Annotated in this window: 15 protein-coding genes; 8 read left to right on the top strand and 7 right to left on the bottom strand. The window is 67.0% G+C overall.

The features are described from left to right. Positions 1-25 precede the first annotated feature (25 nt). Positions 26-1,768, bottom strand: coding sequence for an alpha/beta hydrolase (locus BMW72_RS10560; RefSeq protein ID WP_092110327.1), 1,743 nt, complete (start codon positions 1,766-1,768; stop codon positions 26-28). Then, entirely contained in the window at positions 1,762-2,124 is a 363-nt protein-coding gene (locus tag BMW72_RS10555; protein WP_134361254.1) for a hypothetical protein, read from the bottom strand. The genes BMW72_RS10560 and BMW72_RS10555 overlap by 7 nt, the downstream gene beginning before the upstream one ends. 186 nt (positions 2,125-2,310) lie before the next feature. On the opposite strand from BMW72_RS10555, the gene BMW72_RS10550 reads away from it, so the two are divergent. Genes BMW72_RS10550 through BMW72_RS10525 form a run of 6 tightly spaced genes read left to right on the top strand, consistent with a single transcriptional unit; the run spans position 2,311 to position 8,985 of the window. Next, entirely contained in the window at positions 2,311-3,264 is a 954-nt protein-coding gene (locus tag BMW72_RS10550; RefSeq protein ID WP_241984007.1) for a phosphate/phosphite/phosphonate ABC transporter substrate-binding protein, read from the top strand. Continuing rightward, entirely contained in the window at positions 3,261-4,196 is a 936-nt protein-coding gene (phnC, locus tag BMW72_RS10545) for a phosphonate ABC transporter ATP-binding protein (protein WP_092110480.1), read from the top strand. The genes BMW72_RS10550 and phnC overlap by 4 nt, the downstream gene beginning before the upstream one ends. After that, on the top strand, positions 4,193-5,887 hold the full coding sequence (locus tag BMW72_RS10540; RefSeq protein WP_092110321.1) for a PhnE/PtxC family ABC transporter permease: 1,695 nt from the start codon (positions 4,193-4,195) through the stop codon (positions 5,885-5,887). The genes phnC and BMW72_RS10540 overlap by 4 nt, the downstream gene beginning before the upstream one ends. Further along, the gene (locus BMW72_RS10535; RefSeq protein WP_241984009.1) at positions 5,884-7,029 is read left to right on the top strand and encodes a TIGR03364 family FAD-dependent oxidoreductase; all 1,146 of its coding nucleotides are present in this window, start codon (positions 5,884-5,886) and stop codon (positions 7,027-7,029) included. The genes BMW72_RS10540 and BMW72_RS10535 overlap by 4 nt, the downstream gene beginning before the upstream one ends. A gap of 10 nt (positions 7,030-7,039) precedes the next feature. Further along, a complete protein-coding gene (locus BMW72_RS10530; protein WP_092110319.1) occupies positions 7,040-7,786 on the top strand; it encodes a phosphonatase-like hydrolase in 747 nt (248 codons plus the stop codon). Positions 7,787-7,788: 2 nt separating this feature from the next. Then, positions 7,789-8,985 carry an alcohol dehydrogenase catalytic domain-containing protein gene (locus BMW72_RS10525; RefSeq protein ID WP_092110317.1) on the top strand — a complete coding sequence of 399 codons (1,197 nt, stop codon included), beginning with the start codon at positions 7,789-7,791 and terminating at the stop codon, positions 8,983-8,985. 65 nt (positions 8,986-9,050) lie between these two features. On the opposite strand, the gene BMW72_RS10520 is transcribed toward BMW72_RS10525, so the two are convergent. Next, positions 9,051-9,512 (bottom strand): DUF3817 domain-containing protein, encoded by a 462-nt coding sequence (locus BMW72_RS10520; protein WP_092110315.1) that lies wholly within the window; start codon positions 9,510-9,512, stop codon positions 9,051-9,053. A 196-nt stretch (positions 9,513-9,708) separates the two neighbouring features. Here BMW72_RS10520 and BMW72_RS10515 point away from each other — a divergent pair, with 196 nt between their 5' ends. Both BMW72_RS10515 and BMW72_RS10510 read left to right on the top strand, forming a co-directional pair. Then, a complete protein-coding gene (locus tag BMW72_RS10515) occupies positions 9,709-10,344 on the top strand; it encodes a TetR/AcrR family transcriptional regulator (protein WP_166787783.1) in 636 nt (211 codons plus the stop codon). Further along, positions 10,341-11,978: an MDR family MFS transporter gene (locus tag BMW72_RS10510; RefSeq protein WP_092110312.1), complete on the top strand. Its 1,638-nt coding sequence runs from the start codon at positions 10,341-10,343 to the stop codon at positions 11,976-11,978. The genes BMW72_RS10515 and BMW72_RS10510 overlap by 4 nt, the downstream gene beginning before the upstream one ends. 70 nt (positions 11,979-12,048) lie before the next feature. Here BMW72_RS10510 and BMW72_RS10505 read toward each other — a convergent pair whose 3' ends face one another. From BMW72_RS10505 to BMW72_RS10490, 4 genes are all read right to left on the bottom strand, one after another. Next, positions 12,049-13,314 carry an RNA polymerase sigma factor gene (locus tag BMW72_RS10505; RefSeq protein ID WP_198416352.1) on the bottom strand — a complete coding sequence of 422 codons (1,266 nt, stop codon included), beginning with the start codon at positions 13,312-13,314 and terminating at the stop codon, positions 12,049-12,051. After that, a complete protein-coding gene (locus BMW72_RS10500) occupies positions 13,311-13,700 on the bottom strand; it encodes a YciI family protein (protein WP_092110310.1) in 390 nt (129 codons plus the stop codon). The genes BMW72_RS10505 and BMW72_RS10500 overlap by 4 nt, the downstream gene beginning before the upstream one ends. A 96-nt stretch (positions 13,701-13,796) precedes the next feature. Beyond that, a complete protein-coding gene (gene purQ, locus BMW72_RS10495; RefSeq protein ID WP_092110309.1) occupies positions 13,797-14,495 on the bottom strand; it encodes a phosphoribosylformylglycinamidine synthase subunit PurQ in 699 nt (232 codons plus the stop codon). After that, the gene (locus BMW72_RS10490; RefSeq protein ID WP_092110306.1) at positions 14,495-14,779 is read right to left on the bottom strand and encodes a phosphoribosylformylglycinamidine synthase subunit PurS; all 285 of its coding nucleotides are present in this window, start codon (positions 14,777-14,779) and stop codon (positions 14,495-14,497) included. The genes purQ and BMW72_RS10490 overlap by 1 nt, the downstream gene beginning before the upstream one ends. Positions 14,780-14,797: the final 18 nt, after the last annotated feature.

The following is a 14,797-nucleotide window of genomic DNA, read 5'->3' as shown; positions in this document are numbered from 1 at the left end:
CGGCGTGAAAGTTTCATTGTGCTGGTCATCCTTTCGTCACGAGGTCGCCACGTCCCAGGCCGATTAGGGCCAGATTGCGCAGGGACTCACTACCTTCCGTGAGGTATTCGGTGTGTCCCGAGATCGGAACGAAGGCTTGACCTGTCACCGGGTCGATGGAATCGCCATCTGAGCCGAAGTCAACGGCACCGAAGCGGTCAGAATCCGGGTCGCCGCGGCCGCTGATGAGCCGACCGAATGCGGCGAGACCGTCCGGGCTGGTGGTCGAGACATAGACCTGCTCCCGGTCGACTTCGAGTTGCTCGACCGATCGTACGCCCTCCGAGCCGGCGGAACCGTACATCGCCAGTGCGTCCACTCCCAATGGCTGTTGCAGGGCGATCAATGCGGTCGTTGTTCCGTATGAGTGCGCGTGCACGCTCAGAAACGGGTCGGTTCCGCGGGCGTCGGTCACGGCGCCAAAGCCGCCCAGTGCCTGCTCGAGCTTGGCCGCTCCCAGAGTGGCACTTTCCGCGTGGCGCACTGAGAGCAGATCGGGGGAGTCGTAGCCGATCCAGGCGACGGTAGCGATTTCACCGTCGATGCCGAGGGCGTCGGCCCAAATCATTTCGGCCTGGTACAAAGCCGCAGCATCGGCAACAGCGTCGGTCATCTTGTCGGTGCCGGAGAACATACCTGACACCTGATAGTTGACGTGCGCCGCGCGGTCCAGATCACCGACTGTGATCGCGGCGAGGGGCCGATCGCCAAGCTCGAGGCTTGCCAGCAAACGTGGGGAGATCTGCTCGTTGGGGCCCAGAGCATCGACAATATTCTCCAGCGCTTCCAGCCGGGGATTGTACATCGCCAATCGCTTGCGCTCGATCTCGATGGCCTCCGTGAGACGAAGGCGGTTCGCTTTGTCCCGACCCCAATAGGCGACACCCTCGAGCGAGCCGACCAGTGACGGCACGGCTGCGATGAGCGCCAGTTGGCCGTCAGAGGCGCTTTCAGCACTCGACCCCAGTGCATGCCACCACGCGGCCACCTCCCCGGCATCCGGTGGCATGTCATCCATGGCTTCGAGAAATTCAGGGTGAGACGCAAGCCACCGTGTGACCTGTGCCGAGGTCAATGTGCCCAGATACGTCAGCGAGTTCAAGGCCCGGTCCGAGGTGCTGGACGCGAAGAGGTCGGTCTGTGAATGCCAGATCGGCATTCCGGTGGCCGGCACGATGCCGAGTTGGCCGAGAGAGCCGGGCGATGGCAATCCGTGCCCGGTGCCGCCCGTGATCGTGCCGAGCGCGAGAATGCAGGCGTCTTCGGCATAGCCGAAGCGGTCGGACAGGTCGGCGACACGCCCCTTCAGGTCCCAGGCCATCGTTTCAACGCTTGCGTCCGAGTAAAACGACGGATAGTCCGGATCCTGTGCCTCCACGGCGACAGCAATCATGCGCAGCGCCGAGATCTCATTGTCGAGCTCGTCACGCTGCGCTTTCAGCAGGGCGACGGCAATGGCGAAAGTCCCCAAAGCGCTTGCGGCAGAGCGCATCGCCTGGGAGTAGTCCTCGGCGACCTCGACCCCCGGTGTGAACGCGGAATAGATGCGGTCCGTTCCGTTCACCGTGAAAACTCCGCTGAGCCCCGACCAGTGTGAGTCCATGTCGCCGGCACGGTCGGTGAAGTCGCGAGCGCTCCGGGACAGCCAATCGGCCGCCTCCTCCAGCCCCGTGGCATCAATGTCGAGTTCGGGCAGGTCGCTCGAATGCGGCAGACGAACGTTCACCATGCGCGTCGCCGGCCAAAGCGCTCGGCTGAAAACGCGCTCGATGGGTCGATGCTTCGTGGCGGGCTCTCACTCATCTCTTCATCGCCGAAGACCACGGCCTCAACCGAAGTGATGAGTGCGGCCGATGCCGACGAGAACGAAAACGCCACCCGCATCGGAGCGGACTCGCGCTCCTCGAGAAACGATGACAGCGCCCGCGACACCGCCGAAGAACCGTGTACCGCCCCCAACGCCAGCACGCCGGCCTGGCCTACAAACGAAGCGGCGTTACACATCTCGGGGCCGTCGGCGTCGACGTCGGTCAGAAGAGTGCGCGTGCCATCGACATCCACGCTCCACGTGCTGCCAGTTGCCACGCTCTGCCCCCCGACGTCTCCCCGGGTGTTCCATCAGGGACCCCGGTTCAGCCAGCTTACGTGGTCACCTCTGCAGAAACAGTGGCCATGACGCGTTCACCTGCCCGTTACCCGGGGCGCCCATGCCGTTCGGGCGACCTGCTTAACGTGAGTGAACGTAATGCCCCCGACCCAGGAAGGTTTCACGTGGCAATCCACAGCGCTCTTTCACGTACCACTTCTCACGCAGCGAAAGCCGCCTTCGCCGCCGGCGCCGCCGTTCTGCTCACCCTGAACCTGGCCTCCTGCTCGGCCGACACGGCCGATGCGACCGGCAATGACACCACCGGCGTGAGCTACGCCGCCGATGAGAACACCCTCGTCTTCGGGGTGGTGCCCGACTCCGTCGACACGCAGACCAACTACCAGCCGCTGATGGACTACATCGAGCAGGAGACGGGCAAGACCGTCGAGTACCACGAGTCGACGGACTACGCCGCCCTGATCGAAGCCGCGATCGCCGGCAAGATCGACGTGGCGTCGTTCTCCGGCTTCACTTACATCACCGCGACCAACAACGGCGCGGCGATCACCCCGATCTCGTCGATCGTGACGAAGGAGGGCGAGGTGCCCGGGTATTACTCCCAGGCGATCGTTCCGGCCGACAGCGACATCACCTCGCTCGAGGAGTTCGCCGGTAAGAAGGTCTGCTTCGTCGACCCGTCATCGACCAGCGGCTATCTGTTTCCCTCCTACAACCTTCTCGAAGCCGGCGTCGACCCGGTCGCCGATGTCACCCCGGTGTTCGCGGGCAAGCACGACGTGAGCGTGCAGAAGGTGGGCGAGGGCAAGGAGTGCGAGGTCGGCTTCGCCGAAGACAGCGAGGTCGCCAAGAGTGACAAGGTCAAGGTGATCGGCGAGACCATGGTTCCCGGGGCCCCGATCGTCGTCTCGGACACCCTTCCCGACGAGTTGAAGACCACACTGACCGAGATCCTCGCCGAGGTCACCATCGACGACATCATCGCCGCCGGCATCGAAAGCGCTGACACCCAGGCTTTCCGCGACACATTCTTCGCGACCGAGCCCGTCGACGACGCGTACTACAACACCATTCGCGACATCTGCGTGAAGACGTCGGCTTCGCAGTGCCAGGGCTGACCAAGCCGTTACAACCCCCGACCGGTTCCGCCCTCGCGGCGGAACCGGTGATCACGGTGCGCGGTGTGACGAAAACCTTCGGGGAGACCACGGCCCTGAAGAATGCATCGCTCACCGTCGCCCGCGGCGAGATCGTGGTGTTGCTCGGGCTGTCGGGTTCGGGCAAATCGACCCTACTGCGCCACCTCGACGGCCTGGACCGGCCCGATACCGGCACGGTGACCGTGCTGGGTGCGACGGTCTCGCGTTTGACGGGCCGGCCGCTCCGCGCCTTGCGCGGTCGGGTCGGCTTCGTCTTTCAGCAGTTTGAACTGGTCGGGCCGCTGACAGTTCTCGAGAACGTGCTGACCGGGGCCCTGTTTCGGGTGCGCGGCCCGCGGCTGGGCCTCTGGGGCTACCGCCGCGAACTCAAGCTGGCCGCCTTGGGCCACCTCGAGCGTGTCGGTCTGCTGGCGCATGCCTACCAGCGCGCCGACACCCTCTCCGGCGGGCAGCAGCAACGGGTGGGCATTGCCCGGGCGCTCATGCAGAACCCCGATATTCTGCTCGCCGACGAACCGGTCGCGTCACTCGACCCGGAATCCAGCGCTCAGGTCATGGCGCTCATTCGGGAGATCGCGATCGACAGCGACCTCACCGTGGTGTGCAGCCTGCACCAGGTAGACCTGGCGCTGTCATGGGGCGACCGCATCGTCGGCCTGCGGCACGGCGAAGTCGTGCTCGACACTTCCACTCAGGGCCTCTCCAAGCAGAACGTGATGGAGATCTACGGCCGGGTCACGACGTCGACCGGTGAGCTCGATGCGATCGAAACCGAAATCGGCACCGTGGAACAGAACGAACCGGAGGAGCCCGTTGAGCCCGATGAGCCCGATGAGCAGGACGAGCTCGACCTGCAGACGTTTGCTTCGGCGCGGGACAACCGCCGATGACCCTCACCCTCGATCGTCGCCGGCCCGGCCAAGCGGATGCCGAAGCCCCGGCCCAGCGCGCCCCGCGGTATCGCGCCCAGCCGGAGAAGATCGCGGCCGGGCTGACCCTGCTGGCGCTGGTCGTAGCATCCGTTCTCTCGCTGATCAGCGTGGATATCTCGCTGCCGCGGATGACAGCGAGCTGGGAAAATGCCGCCCGCTTCTTCGACCGGGTGGGCGTCATCAGCTTTCCCGCGCCGGGCGAGCTGCTCTACCTGACCGCCCTCACGGTGGGTCTCGTGCTGCTCGGCACCCTGTTCGCCGCGTTCTTCTCGGTGCCGCTGGCCTGGCTGGCCGCCGCTAATACCTCCCCTGGCCGGGGCTGGATGGGCCTGGCTCGTTTTCTCGGTGTGCTGGCCCGCTCGGTGCCCGATGTCGTGCTCGCGATGGTGTTCGTGCTGATGTTCTCGTTGGGCACGCTGCCGGGAATCCTGGCCATCGGCATCCACTCGATCGGCATGATCAGCAAGATGTTCGCCGATGCGATCGAGCAGATCGACGAAGGTCCCCGGCTGGCCATTCGTGCCGCCGGCGGCAGCCGCTCGCAGGAGTTCTTCGCCGGAGTGCTGCCGCAGGTGCTTCCCTCCTGGGTCGCCACCGTGCTGCACCGCAACGACATCAATCTGCGCGGCTCGGTCATCCTCGGCTACGTCGGCGTGGCAGGCCTGGGCCTGGAGATGTCGTACGCTTTCAAATCGCTCAATTACTCGCTCGGGCTCGGCATCGCCCTGGTCATTTTCGCGCTGTGCGTGGTGATGGAGATCGTGTCGAGCGCCGTGCGGGTCGTTATGCTTGGCCAGGCGCCGACCGGCCGAGGGCTCGGTGACCGGCTGCTGCGGCGACTCGGCGTCACCGGTGTGACAGCGGATGCCTCGCACCGACCGTGGACCTACGCCCGGGTGCGGAACGCCGTGTGGGGAATGCTCTTCGTGCTGATCGTCGTTGGCAGCGTCTGGATCTGCGACATCAACTGGGGCGACTTTCTCACGGTCTGGTCGTACCTGCCCGAGACCGCCGCGAAGTTCTGGCCGCCGAGTTTCGGCAGCTACACCGCACCCGTCATGCTCGCCGCGATGGGTGAGACGATCGCGATCGCCCTCGCCGCGACCATCCTCACGATTGTCGCCTCGATCGTGGTCGGGTCGCTCGCCGCACGCAACGTGGCACCGTCGAGGCGGGTGCGCAGCGGGATGCGACTGGTCCTCGTCGCCATTCGCGGCATCCCCGAAATCATCCTGGCCATCGTGCTCATCGTCGTGACCGGCCTCGGTGCCCAGGCCGGCACCATCGCCCTCGCGATCGGCGGCATCGGCTTGCTCGGCAAGCTCCTCGCCGACTCGCTCGAAGAGGTCAAGCCCGGTCCGGAACAGGCGCTGACCGCTGCGGGCGCGACCCGCCTGCAGGTCTATGCCGGGGCGACCGTGCCGCAAGGTATGAAAGCACTCGTCGGCCACAGCTTCTACATGCTCGACACCAATATTCGGGCGGCGACCATTCTGGGACTGGTCGGTGGCGGCGGAGTCGGCTACTACCTGCTGAACGCCGGCCAGGGGTCACGCTATGACCTGGTCACCACCATCGTGTTGATGATCCTCGTCTCGGTGCTGTTGGTTGAGGGCCTCGCTGTGTGGATGCGCCGGGTGTTCCGGTGACCGCCTTCGACGTGGTCGTCGTCGGCAGCGGCATCGTGGGCCTCGGGCACGCGCTCGCCGCGATCGACCGGGGCCTGTCCGTGGTCGTCGTGGACCGCGCGGCCGCCCTCCATGGGGCATCCGTTCGCAATTTCGGGCACCTGTGTTTCACCCCGCAGGGCGGACTGGCCCGAGAATTCGCCGCGATGTCTCGCCCGATCTGGCTGCGACTGGCAGCGGATGCCGGCCTCTGGTTGCGCGAATCGGGCACGGTCGTCGTCGCCCGCCACGACGACGAACTGGCGGTGCTGCGCGAGCTGGCCGACGAGCGGGGCAACGCATCGGTCTTCGGCCCCGGCCTCCCCGATGTGCTGCTGCTGAACGCCGCCGAGGTCGAGGCGCGCCTGCCGCTGGCGCCAGACACGGCCGTCGGCGGGGCCCTGCTGCCCTGGGATCTCCAGGCCAATCCGCGCCAGGCCGGCACCGGCCTCGTCGCCTACCTGGCCGGCCGCGGCGTCGTTTTTCGCTACCGCACCGCGGTCACCGTGGTGCGCCCGGGCCGGGTCACGACCTCGCTCGGCGCGATCGACGCCGGAACGGTCATCGTGGCGGTCAACCACGACATTGACCAGTTGTACCCCGAGGTCGCGCTCCGCGACGGCATCCGCCGTTGCGGCCTCGACATGCTGCGGGTGGATGCGGGTCTGCGCGCGCCGCTGCCCGCGCCCGTTCTCACCGGCTGGTCGCTGCTGCGCTACGCAGCGTTTGCCGAGCTGCCGGCAGCCGTCCGGCTCGGCGAACGACTGCGGCGTGAGTACCCGGCGCTCGCCGAACTGGACCTCAACCAGATGTACACCCAGCTGCCCGACGGCTCCCTGATCGTGGGGGACACCCACTATCGCGGGGCGTCCGTCTCTCCATTCCAAAATGAGAATGCGTTCGAGCAGCTGCTGCAACTCACGGCCGAGCTCTTCGGCGTTCCGCGCCCGCGTGTACTCGAACGGTGGCAGGGCCTCTACGCCAGCGGCCGCGACGATTTTCTCATCGACGAACCCGAACCCGGCGTGCACCTCGTTGCGGCCACGACCGGAATCGGTATGACGACCGGTCTCGGCCTCGCCGAGCACGTCATGGCCTCTATCTGCGATCCCATCCCCCACTGAAAGGCACCTTATGAGCACCGCACCCCTTTCCCTCGATCTGGAGCTGGACGATTTCGACACCGAAGACGTCGATGTTGAACTCGTCGTCTTCGACATGGCCGGCACCACGGTGAGCGACGACGGCCTCGTTGAACGGGCCTTCGTGCTCGCCGCCGAGCGCAGCGGCCTGGCCGACACCGCAGACGAACTCGAAGAAGCCGTCGCGTTCGTGCGCGAGACCATGGGGCAGTCCAAGCTCGACGTCTTTCGCGAACTAACCGACTCCGAAGAAGCAGCCGTCGCAGCGACCGCCGCCTTCGAAACCGCCTACGGGGAACTCATCGAGCAGGTCGGCGTGACGGCGATCGACGGCGCCGCCGACCTGTTCCAGGAACTCCGGGACTCCGGAGTGAAGGTGGCCCTCGTCACCGGATTCTCCCGGTCAACGCAGAACACGCTCATCGATGCGCTCGGCTGGAGCGACCTCATTGACGTGAGCCTGTGCCCGGCCGAAGCCGGCCGTGGCCGCCCGTACCCCGACCTGCCACTGACCGCTCTGCTGCGCACCGGCGCGTCGAGCGTCGCGGCCATGGTCGTCGTCGGCGACACTGCAAGCGACGTCCTCTCCGGTCTGAACGCGGGCGCCGGCCTTGTCGTGGGAGTACTCACCGGCACGCACGACACCGAAACCCTCGAGGATGCCGGGGCCGACGTCGTCATCGCGAGCATCGCCGACCTGGCCGAACTGCTCGGCCTGCGTGAGGACACGATCGAGTAGTCATGCCCGAACACGATCCCGGCTTTCGGCACGCGACCATACCAGCCCTCACCCTCGGCCGCGAGGTGGTTCTGCCGCGCGCCGCGGAGGCCATGGTCTGGTCGGGGGTCGGCCTGCCGCTGGACGCCGTGGCGGTGCCCGGCGTGTTGTTGGGCCGAGGAGATGTGCTGGTCGAGGTCGAACTGACCACGGTCTGCGGCTCCGACGTGCACACGGCCCTGGGCCACCGCCCGGCCGACCGGCCCCTCGTACTCGGACACGAGCAGGTCGGGCACATCGTCGCCGTCGCCGAACAGTCATATGCCTCAAATGGAATGCCTCTGCGTGTGGGCCAGCGGGTGGTCTGGTCGGTCACGGTGAGCTGTGGCACCTGCCAGCGCTGTCGCCGCGGCGTGCCCCAGAAATGCCTCCAGCTGGCCAAGTACGGCCACGAACGGATGCGGCGGGGTTGGGAACTGAGCGGCGGCTTCGCCACCCACGTACAGGTGCGTGCCGGAACGGCGGTCGTGGTCGTCGACGAACAGGTTCCGGCGACGGTCCTGGCGCCCGCGTCCTGCGCGACGGCCACCGTTGTCGCGGCGCTGGGTGCGGCATCCGCCCTCGTGCCGCTCGCGGGCGCGACCGTGCTGGTGACCGGCGCCGGAATGCTCGGACTGACGGCCTGCGCGATGGCGACGGATGCCGGCGCTCTCGTCGTCGTCAGCGACCCGGATGCCGCCCGCCGGCAGCTTGCACTCGCCTTCGGGGCCGCGGCCGTCGCTGACCCGGGGGCGCCAACCGAGTCACCGACCGGGGTGGCGAGCGTGCTCACCGCGCTGCTGCAGGCCGGCGCTGCCGAGCCGACTGTCGCACTCGAACTGAGCGGCGCCCGGTCTGCCGTGCAGTGCGTCCTCGACCTGATCGGCGTCGGCGGGGTGGTCGTGCTCGTCGGCAGCGTCTCGCCGGGGGAGGCGGTGCCGCTCGACCCCGAGTCGATCGTGCGCCGCCTGGTCACCGTTCGCGGCGTGCACAACTACACGCCAGACGACCTGGCGCAGGCCGTGACGTATCTCAGTGGTGCCTGGCACCGGCATCCGTTTTCGGCGCTGGTCGGTGCGATCTTCGACCTCAGTCAAGCGGATGCCGCCCTCTTGAAGGCCGCGACCGCCTGCCACCCCCGCGTGGGCCTAAGCCCGCAGCCGCCGGCGACCCTCGGCTGACCGTGCCACTCACCGGGCCCGGGCCCGGAAAGCGATGGGTTCGGGCGCCGCCGCACTCCAAGCGGCTAGCCGGCGCCGCCGGGCGGGCCGAGCGTGAGCAGCGTGGCCATGATTGACACGAGGGCGACGCCCAGGACGCCGGCGAGCAGTGCCGGGCGAGCCAGCATCCAACGCAGCACGGCGCTCACCCGGGTGTGATCGCGGGGGTCGCCGGTGCGGGTGTGCCGCCAGCCGCCGTCGAGCCGGCCGTTCTTCTCGAGCCCGCGGTCGAGCGGAATAGTGCCGAACGGAACGATGGCGGTCACCATGGCGAGCAGGGTGAGGCGCACGCCCCAGTGCTGGTTCACGCCCACGAGCAGGGCCGTGATGCCGAAGGCGATGAAGATCAGGCCGTGCACGAAGCCACCGATCTTCACCCCGAGCTCGCCGACCTGGAACACATATTTCATGAGCATTCCGGCGATCAGCAGCCCCCAGGTGATGGCTTCGGCAATGGCAACGGAACGAAACAGCAGGCGCGGGGTCATGGTGGCTTCCGACTCAGGGCGGGGCAGGGGCGGTTTCATCGTCGCAGCCCCACCTGAGCGACCCCACTGAGCGACCCCACTGAGCGACCCCACTGAGCGACCCCACTGAGCGACCCCACTGAGCGTTGCCCAAGAAACCTGCATTACTGTAATTTTGCAGTTGCGCAAAAACGCAGTGTGCGCAATAATTGTCAACGTGATCATCGAACCGTGCCTGGGCCTGCGTGACCGCAAACGCCTCGAAACACGCCTGCGGCTCGAAGACGCTGCGGTCACCCTGGTGTTGCGGGACGGCCTCGACCACACCACGGTCGACGCGATCAGCGAACTCGCCGACGTGTCACCGCGCACTTTCTTCAACTATTTTGATAGCAAGGATGCCGCGATCCTCGGCCTGCGCCAGGTCGAAATCGCCGCGACCGAGCTGCACGGACACTGCGACCGCGTGGCCGAACACGGCCTGATCGACTCGGTCATCCACCTGCTGCTGACCGTGATCGGCCCGCCATCGACCCGCCCGACCATGAAACAGGACCGGCTGGAGATTGTGCGCCGGCACCCGCAGCTGCTCACCACCCAGCTCGCCCAGTTCACCCAGCTGACCACCGAGGTCACCGGTGCAGTGGCGGCCCTCGTGGCGCGGGACGTGCGGTTCGCGAGCGACTCACCGGCCGAGCTCGCGGCATCCGCTGAACTGGTGCTCGCCCTGTGTGGCGGTGCGGTGCGGGTAGCCGTGAAGGAATGGGCTGAAGCCGAGGCCGATGGCGCGGCCGATCAACTTGAATCACGAGCAATCTCGCTCGCCAGAGAGGTAACCGAAAAACTTTCATGACCACTACACTTTCCCCGCGCGAGGCCCCGGCCTCCGCCATCCCCGGCAAGCGCCACATTCTGCTGGTCTTTGCCGGGCTCATGGTCACCATGCTGCTCGCCTCGCTCGACCAGACCATCTTCAGCACCGCCCTGCCGACCATCGTCGGTGAGCTCAACGGCGTCGACCACATGCTGTGGGTGACGACCGCCTACATCCTGGCGTCAACCATCATGCTTCCGGTGTACGGTAAACTCGGCGACCTGATCGGCCGTAAGGGCCTGTTCATCGGCGCCATCAGCATCTTCATTCTCGGCTCGATCGTGGGCGGCCTCGCCCCCGACATGACCTGGCTCATCATCGGTCGCGCCGTGCAGGGCCTCGGCGGCGGCGGGCTGATGATCCTCTCGCAGGCCATCATCGCCGACGTCGTACCGGCCCGCGAGCGTGGCAAGTACATGGGCATCATGGGCGGCGTGTTCGCGCTGTCCTCCGTGGCCGGCCCGCTGCTCGGCGGCTGGTTCACCGAGGGCATCGGCTGGCGCTGGGCATTCTGGATGAACATCCCCCTCGGCACCCTCGCCATCGTCACCGCGATCTTCTTCCTGCGCCTGCCCACGGTCGACCATGCCAAACCGAAGCTCGACGTGGCCGGCATGGGCCTGCTCGCCCTGGCCTCGACCGGTCTGGTACTCACCACCACCTGGGGCGGCACCACCTACGACTGGGATTCCCTGCTGATCTTGTCGCTGATCATCGGTACCGGCGTCGCCGCAGTGGCCTTCGTCTTCGTTGAGCGCCGGGCCGCCGAGCCGATCATGCCGCTGCACCTGTTCCGCGACCGCAACTTCAATCTGACCACTATGGCCGGCCTGATCACCGGTATCGCCATGTTCGGCGCCCTCGCCTACCTGCCCACCTACCTGCAGATGGTGACCGGCGCGAACGCCACCGAGGCCGGGTTCCTGATGATCCCGATGATGGCCGCGCTGCTGATCAGCTCGATCGGTTCCGGCTGGCTGGTCAGCAAATTCGGTCGCTACAAGTGGATGCCCGTTGCCGGCACGGTCATCGTGGGCGTCGCCCTCGTGCTGCTCTCGACCATGACCCCGACCCTGCCGATCTGGCTGCTGTGCAGCTACCTCGCGATCATGGGCGTCGGGCTCGGCCTGAGCATGCAGATCCTCATCCTGATCGTGCAGAACTCCTTTCCGAACTCCGAAGTCGGCACGGCCACTGCCTCGAACAACTACTTCCGCCAGATCGGCGCGTCGATCGGCTCCGCAGTGGTCGGCAGCCTGTTCGCCGCCCGCCTGACCGAGCTGCTCAGCGAGCGCCTTCCCGCCGGCGGAGCCGGAGCGGCCAACTCGTTCACCCCGGCCATGGTGCGCGAACTGCCCGAGGCCGCCCGCCAGATCATCATCAGCGGCTACAACGACGCGCTCACCCCGGTGTTCCTCTATATGGTGCCGCTCGTCATCGTGGCCGTCATCCTGCTCTGCTTCGTCACCGAGAAGACGCTCGCCACGACTATCGAGCGGGACGGGCTGCCCGAAACGCTCGAAACGGATGGCGCCACCGACGTTCGTCTGGAGGCCTCGGCCGACATTGATGACGCGCCCACAGCATCCGCTCGACCCGCCGCCGCGCACTGATCGAGCTGAGCTGAACAGTGGCCCCGAAGGTCGGTGCCTGCCGCCCGGGACCTTCGGGGCCATAGCCGCACTACAGACCCGGGTGCCGATGTTCGAGCAACCGCTGCTGGGCGGGAGAATCGGTGAGCCGACGCGCCAGAGCCGCTGCCACCGCGGCGTCGGTCCCCCGCCCGAGGCGGCGCAGCAGTTCGGCCCGAGTGGCGTGCAGCCAGAAATAATCGTCGAGCCCGTGCAGAGCGTCAACCGCAGCGAGGGCCTCGAGAACCTGGCCGCATTCGGCGAGGGCAGCCGCCCGGTTGAGTAGCACGACCGGGCTCGGATCCAGCCGCGCCAGCACGTCGTACCAACTCACGATCGCGTTCCAGTCGGTGTCCTCCGCGGTGCGCGCGATGGCGTGGCAGGCGGAGATCGCCGCGACGACGGCGAAACGTTCGGGCGCGTTCCGGCTGCGGCGGATGGCGCTCGCCGCCAGCTCGACGCCCTCGGTTGCCAGCGCCAGGTCCCAGCGTGCGCGATCCTGGTCGGCGAGTAGAACGATATCGCCGGCGGAATCGAAGCGCGCGTCGCGTCGCGAATGTTGCAGCAGCATGGTCGCGAGCAGACCTTCCAGCACGGCTTCACCCGGCAGTAACTGCACCAGCAGCCGGCCGAGCCGCACCGCCTCCTCAGCGAGGGACCGCCGCTCGTGCGCCCCGGCCGAGCGTGAGGCGTACCCCTCCGTGAACAACAAAAATACCGTCGTCGCGACCACGCGCATCCGATCGGGCAGGTCGACGTCGTCGGGTACCCGATAACGGATGCCGGCGGCCGCGATTTTCTGCCGCGCCCGCGTGAGGCGCTTGGCCATCGTGGCCTCTGGCACGAGCAGGGCCCGAGCCACCTCGGCCACGCTGAGGCCGCACAGCACCCGCAGACTGAGCGCAACCTGCGCCTCGGCGGCGAGCGCCGGGTGGCAGCAGGTGAAGATGAGACGCAGCTGATCGTCGCGCAGCACGCCCACCGAAAAATCGTCGGGCGCCTCGTGAAGTTGCATCAAGGCGGCCTCCCGCTCCTTGGCAAAGCGCGACCCCTCGCGGCGCAGCACGTCGATCGCCCGATGCCTGGCCGTGACAATCAGCCAGGCCCGGGGGTTCGGCGGGATGCCGGTTCGCGGCCACGTCTGAAGCGCACTGATCGAGGCGTCCTGCACGGCGTCCTCGGCGAGACCGAGATCCCCGGTGAGGCGGGTGAGCGAGGCCAGAACCTGGCACCGCTCATTCTGCAGAATGTCGGTGAGTTCACGGGAGACCGCACGGGGCCTGGCCGCGCGGTCGCCCGTGAACTCGCCCGTGCTCACTGCGTGACGGTGTCGCTGGTCTCGAGCGAGGGCACCCGCACAGTCATCGGCAGGGCCGGACGAATCTCGACGGCACCGTTCCACGCGCCCGGAATCATCGACGCGACACGGATGGCCTCGTCGAGGTCGGTGCACTCGAGCAGATAGAAGCCGGTAAGGGCCTCCTTCGTCTCGGCATACGGTCCGTCGCTGAGCACGACATCACCGCCCTTGCCGCCGGTCACCCGCACCGTCGTCGCCGTGGGCGTGTGGTACAGCGCGGCGCCGCCGCGGATGACGCTCGCGGCGTCCTCACCGAACGTCTGATACTCGGCCATGCCCTCGGCGTACTCGGGCTGGCTCCAATCGACATCGGGGGTGTAGATCAGTGCGACATAGCTGGTCATGGTGCGCTCCTTTTTGGTTTGAACCATCCGTTGATGGATCTACCTTAGGAACGAACCAGCCCCTGTGAATAGGACAGTCGCAGAAAAAGAATCTGACTAGTGAGCGATGAGCGCCTGAGTGATGACCGAGGTGAAGAAAGTGAGGCCGTCGATGCCGCTCGCCATGGCGTCGTCGGTGTCGGGACCGAATCCGGCCTCGACGGCGTGTTCGGGGTGCGGCATGAGGCCGACGACGTTGCCGCGCGCGTTGGTGACGCCGGCGATGTCGTTCAGCGAACCGTTCGGGTTGCCGCCGATGTAGCGGGCCACGATGCGGCCCTCACCCTCGAGTGCCTTGAGCGTCTCAGCGCTGGCCATGAACGAGCCCTCACCGTTTTTGAGCGGAATGACGATCTCGGCATTGGCGGCGAACCCGCTGGTCCAGTCGCTCGCGTTGTTCTCGATGCGCAGGCCCTGGTCGCGGCAGATGAAGCGGCCCGTCTCGTTGCGAATGAGGCCGCCGTCGAGCAGGTGGGCCTCGGTGAGCATCTGGAAACCGTTGCAGATGCCGAGCACGGGCATTCCCTGGTTCGCCGCGGCGATGACCTCGGTCATGATGGGCGAAAGGCTCGCGATGGCGCCGGCACGCAGGTAGTCGCCGTAGCTGAACCCGCCGGGCAGCACGAGGGCATCCACGCCGTGCAGGTCGTGGTCGCCGTGCCAGAGGGCTACGGCGTCGGCGCCGGCCAGGCGGATCGCACGCGCAGCGTCACGATCATCGAGCGAGCCGGGAAAGGTGACGACGCCGATGCGCATCAGACAACCGCTGACGACGGAGCGCTTTGCACGTGAATGCCGACGACATCCTCGATTACGGAGTTCGACAACACCGTGTCGGCGAGTTCGCGCACGGCGGTGAGGGTGGCAGCATCCGCTTCACCGTCAATGGCGATCTCGAAGCGCTTACCGACGCGCACGCCGGTCACCTTGGCCAGCGCTGACTGGGTCTGACCGAGGCGACCGAGGGCGCCGGCGACGGCCTTGCCCTGGGGGTCAAGCAACTCGGCCTTGGGCATTACTTCGACGACGATCGTTGGCACAGGGCACTCCGCATACAG

The sequence above is a fragment of the Cryobacterium luteum genome (genome assembly GCF_900110125.1).
In the GTDB taxonomy this organism is placed as follows: Bacteria; Actinomycetota; Actinomycetes; order Actinomycetales; family Microbacteriaceae; genus Cryobacterium; species Cryobacterium luteum.
This window is presented reverse-complemented; position numbering and strand designations above follow the sequence as displayed.

Bases quoted from the DNA above. Each gene is read 5' to 3' on its own strand.
- BMW72_RS10510 (WP_092110312.1), top strand. From the start codon at position 10,341: ATGACCACTACACTTTCCCCGCGCGAGGCCCCGGCCTCCGCCATCCCC.
- BMW72_RS10520 (WP_092110315.1), bottom strand. From the start codon at position 9,512: ATGACCCCGCGCCTGCTGTTTCGTTCCGTTGCCATTGCCGAAGCCATC.
- purQ (WP_092110309.1), bottom strand. From the start codon at position 14,495: ATGCGCATCGGCGTCGTCACCTTTCCCGGCTCGCTCGATGATCGTGAC.
- BMW72_RS10560 (WP_092110327.1), bottom strand. From the start codon at position 1,768: ATGGTGAACGTTCGTCTGCCGCATTCGAGCGACCTGCCCGAACTCGAC.
- BMW72_RS10540 (WP_092110321.1), top strand. From the start codon at position 4,193: ATGACCCTCACCCTCGATCGTCGCCGGCCCGGCCAAGCGGATGCCGAA.
- BMW72_RS10500 (WP_092110310.1), bottom strand. From the start codon at position 13,700: ATGACCAGCTATGTCGCACTGATCTACACCCCCGATGTCGATTGGAGC.
- BMW72_RS10530 (WP_092110319.1), top strand. From the start codon at position 7,040: ATGAGCACCGCACCCCTTTCCCTCGATCTGGAGCTGGACGATTTCGAC.
- BMW72_RS10525 (WP_092110317.1), top strand. From the start codon at position 7,789: ATGCCCGAACACGATCCCGGCTTTCGGCACGCGACCATACCAGCCCTC.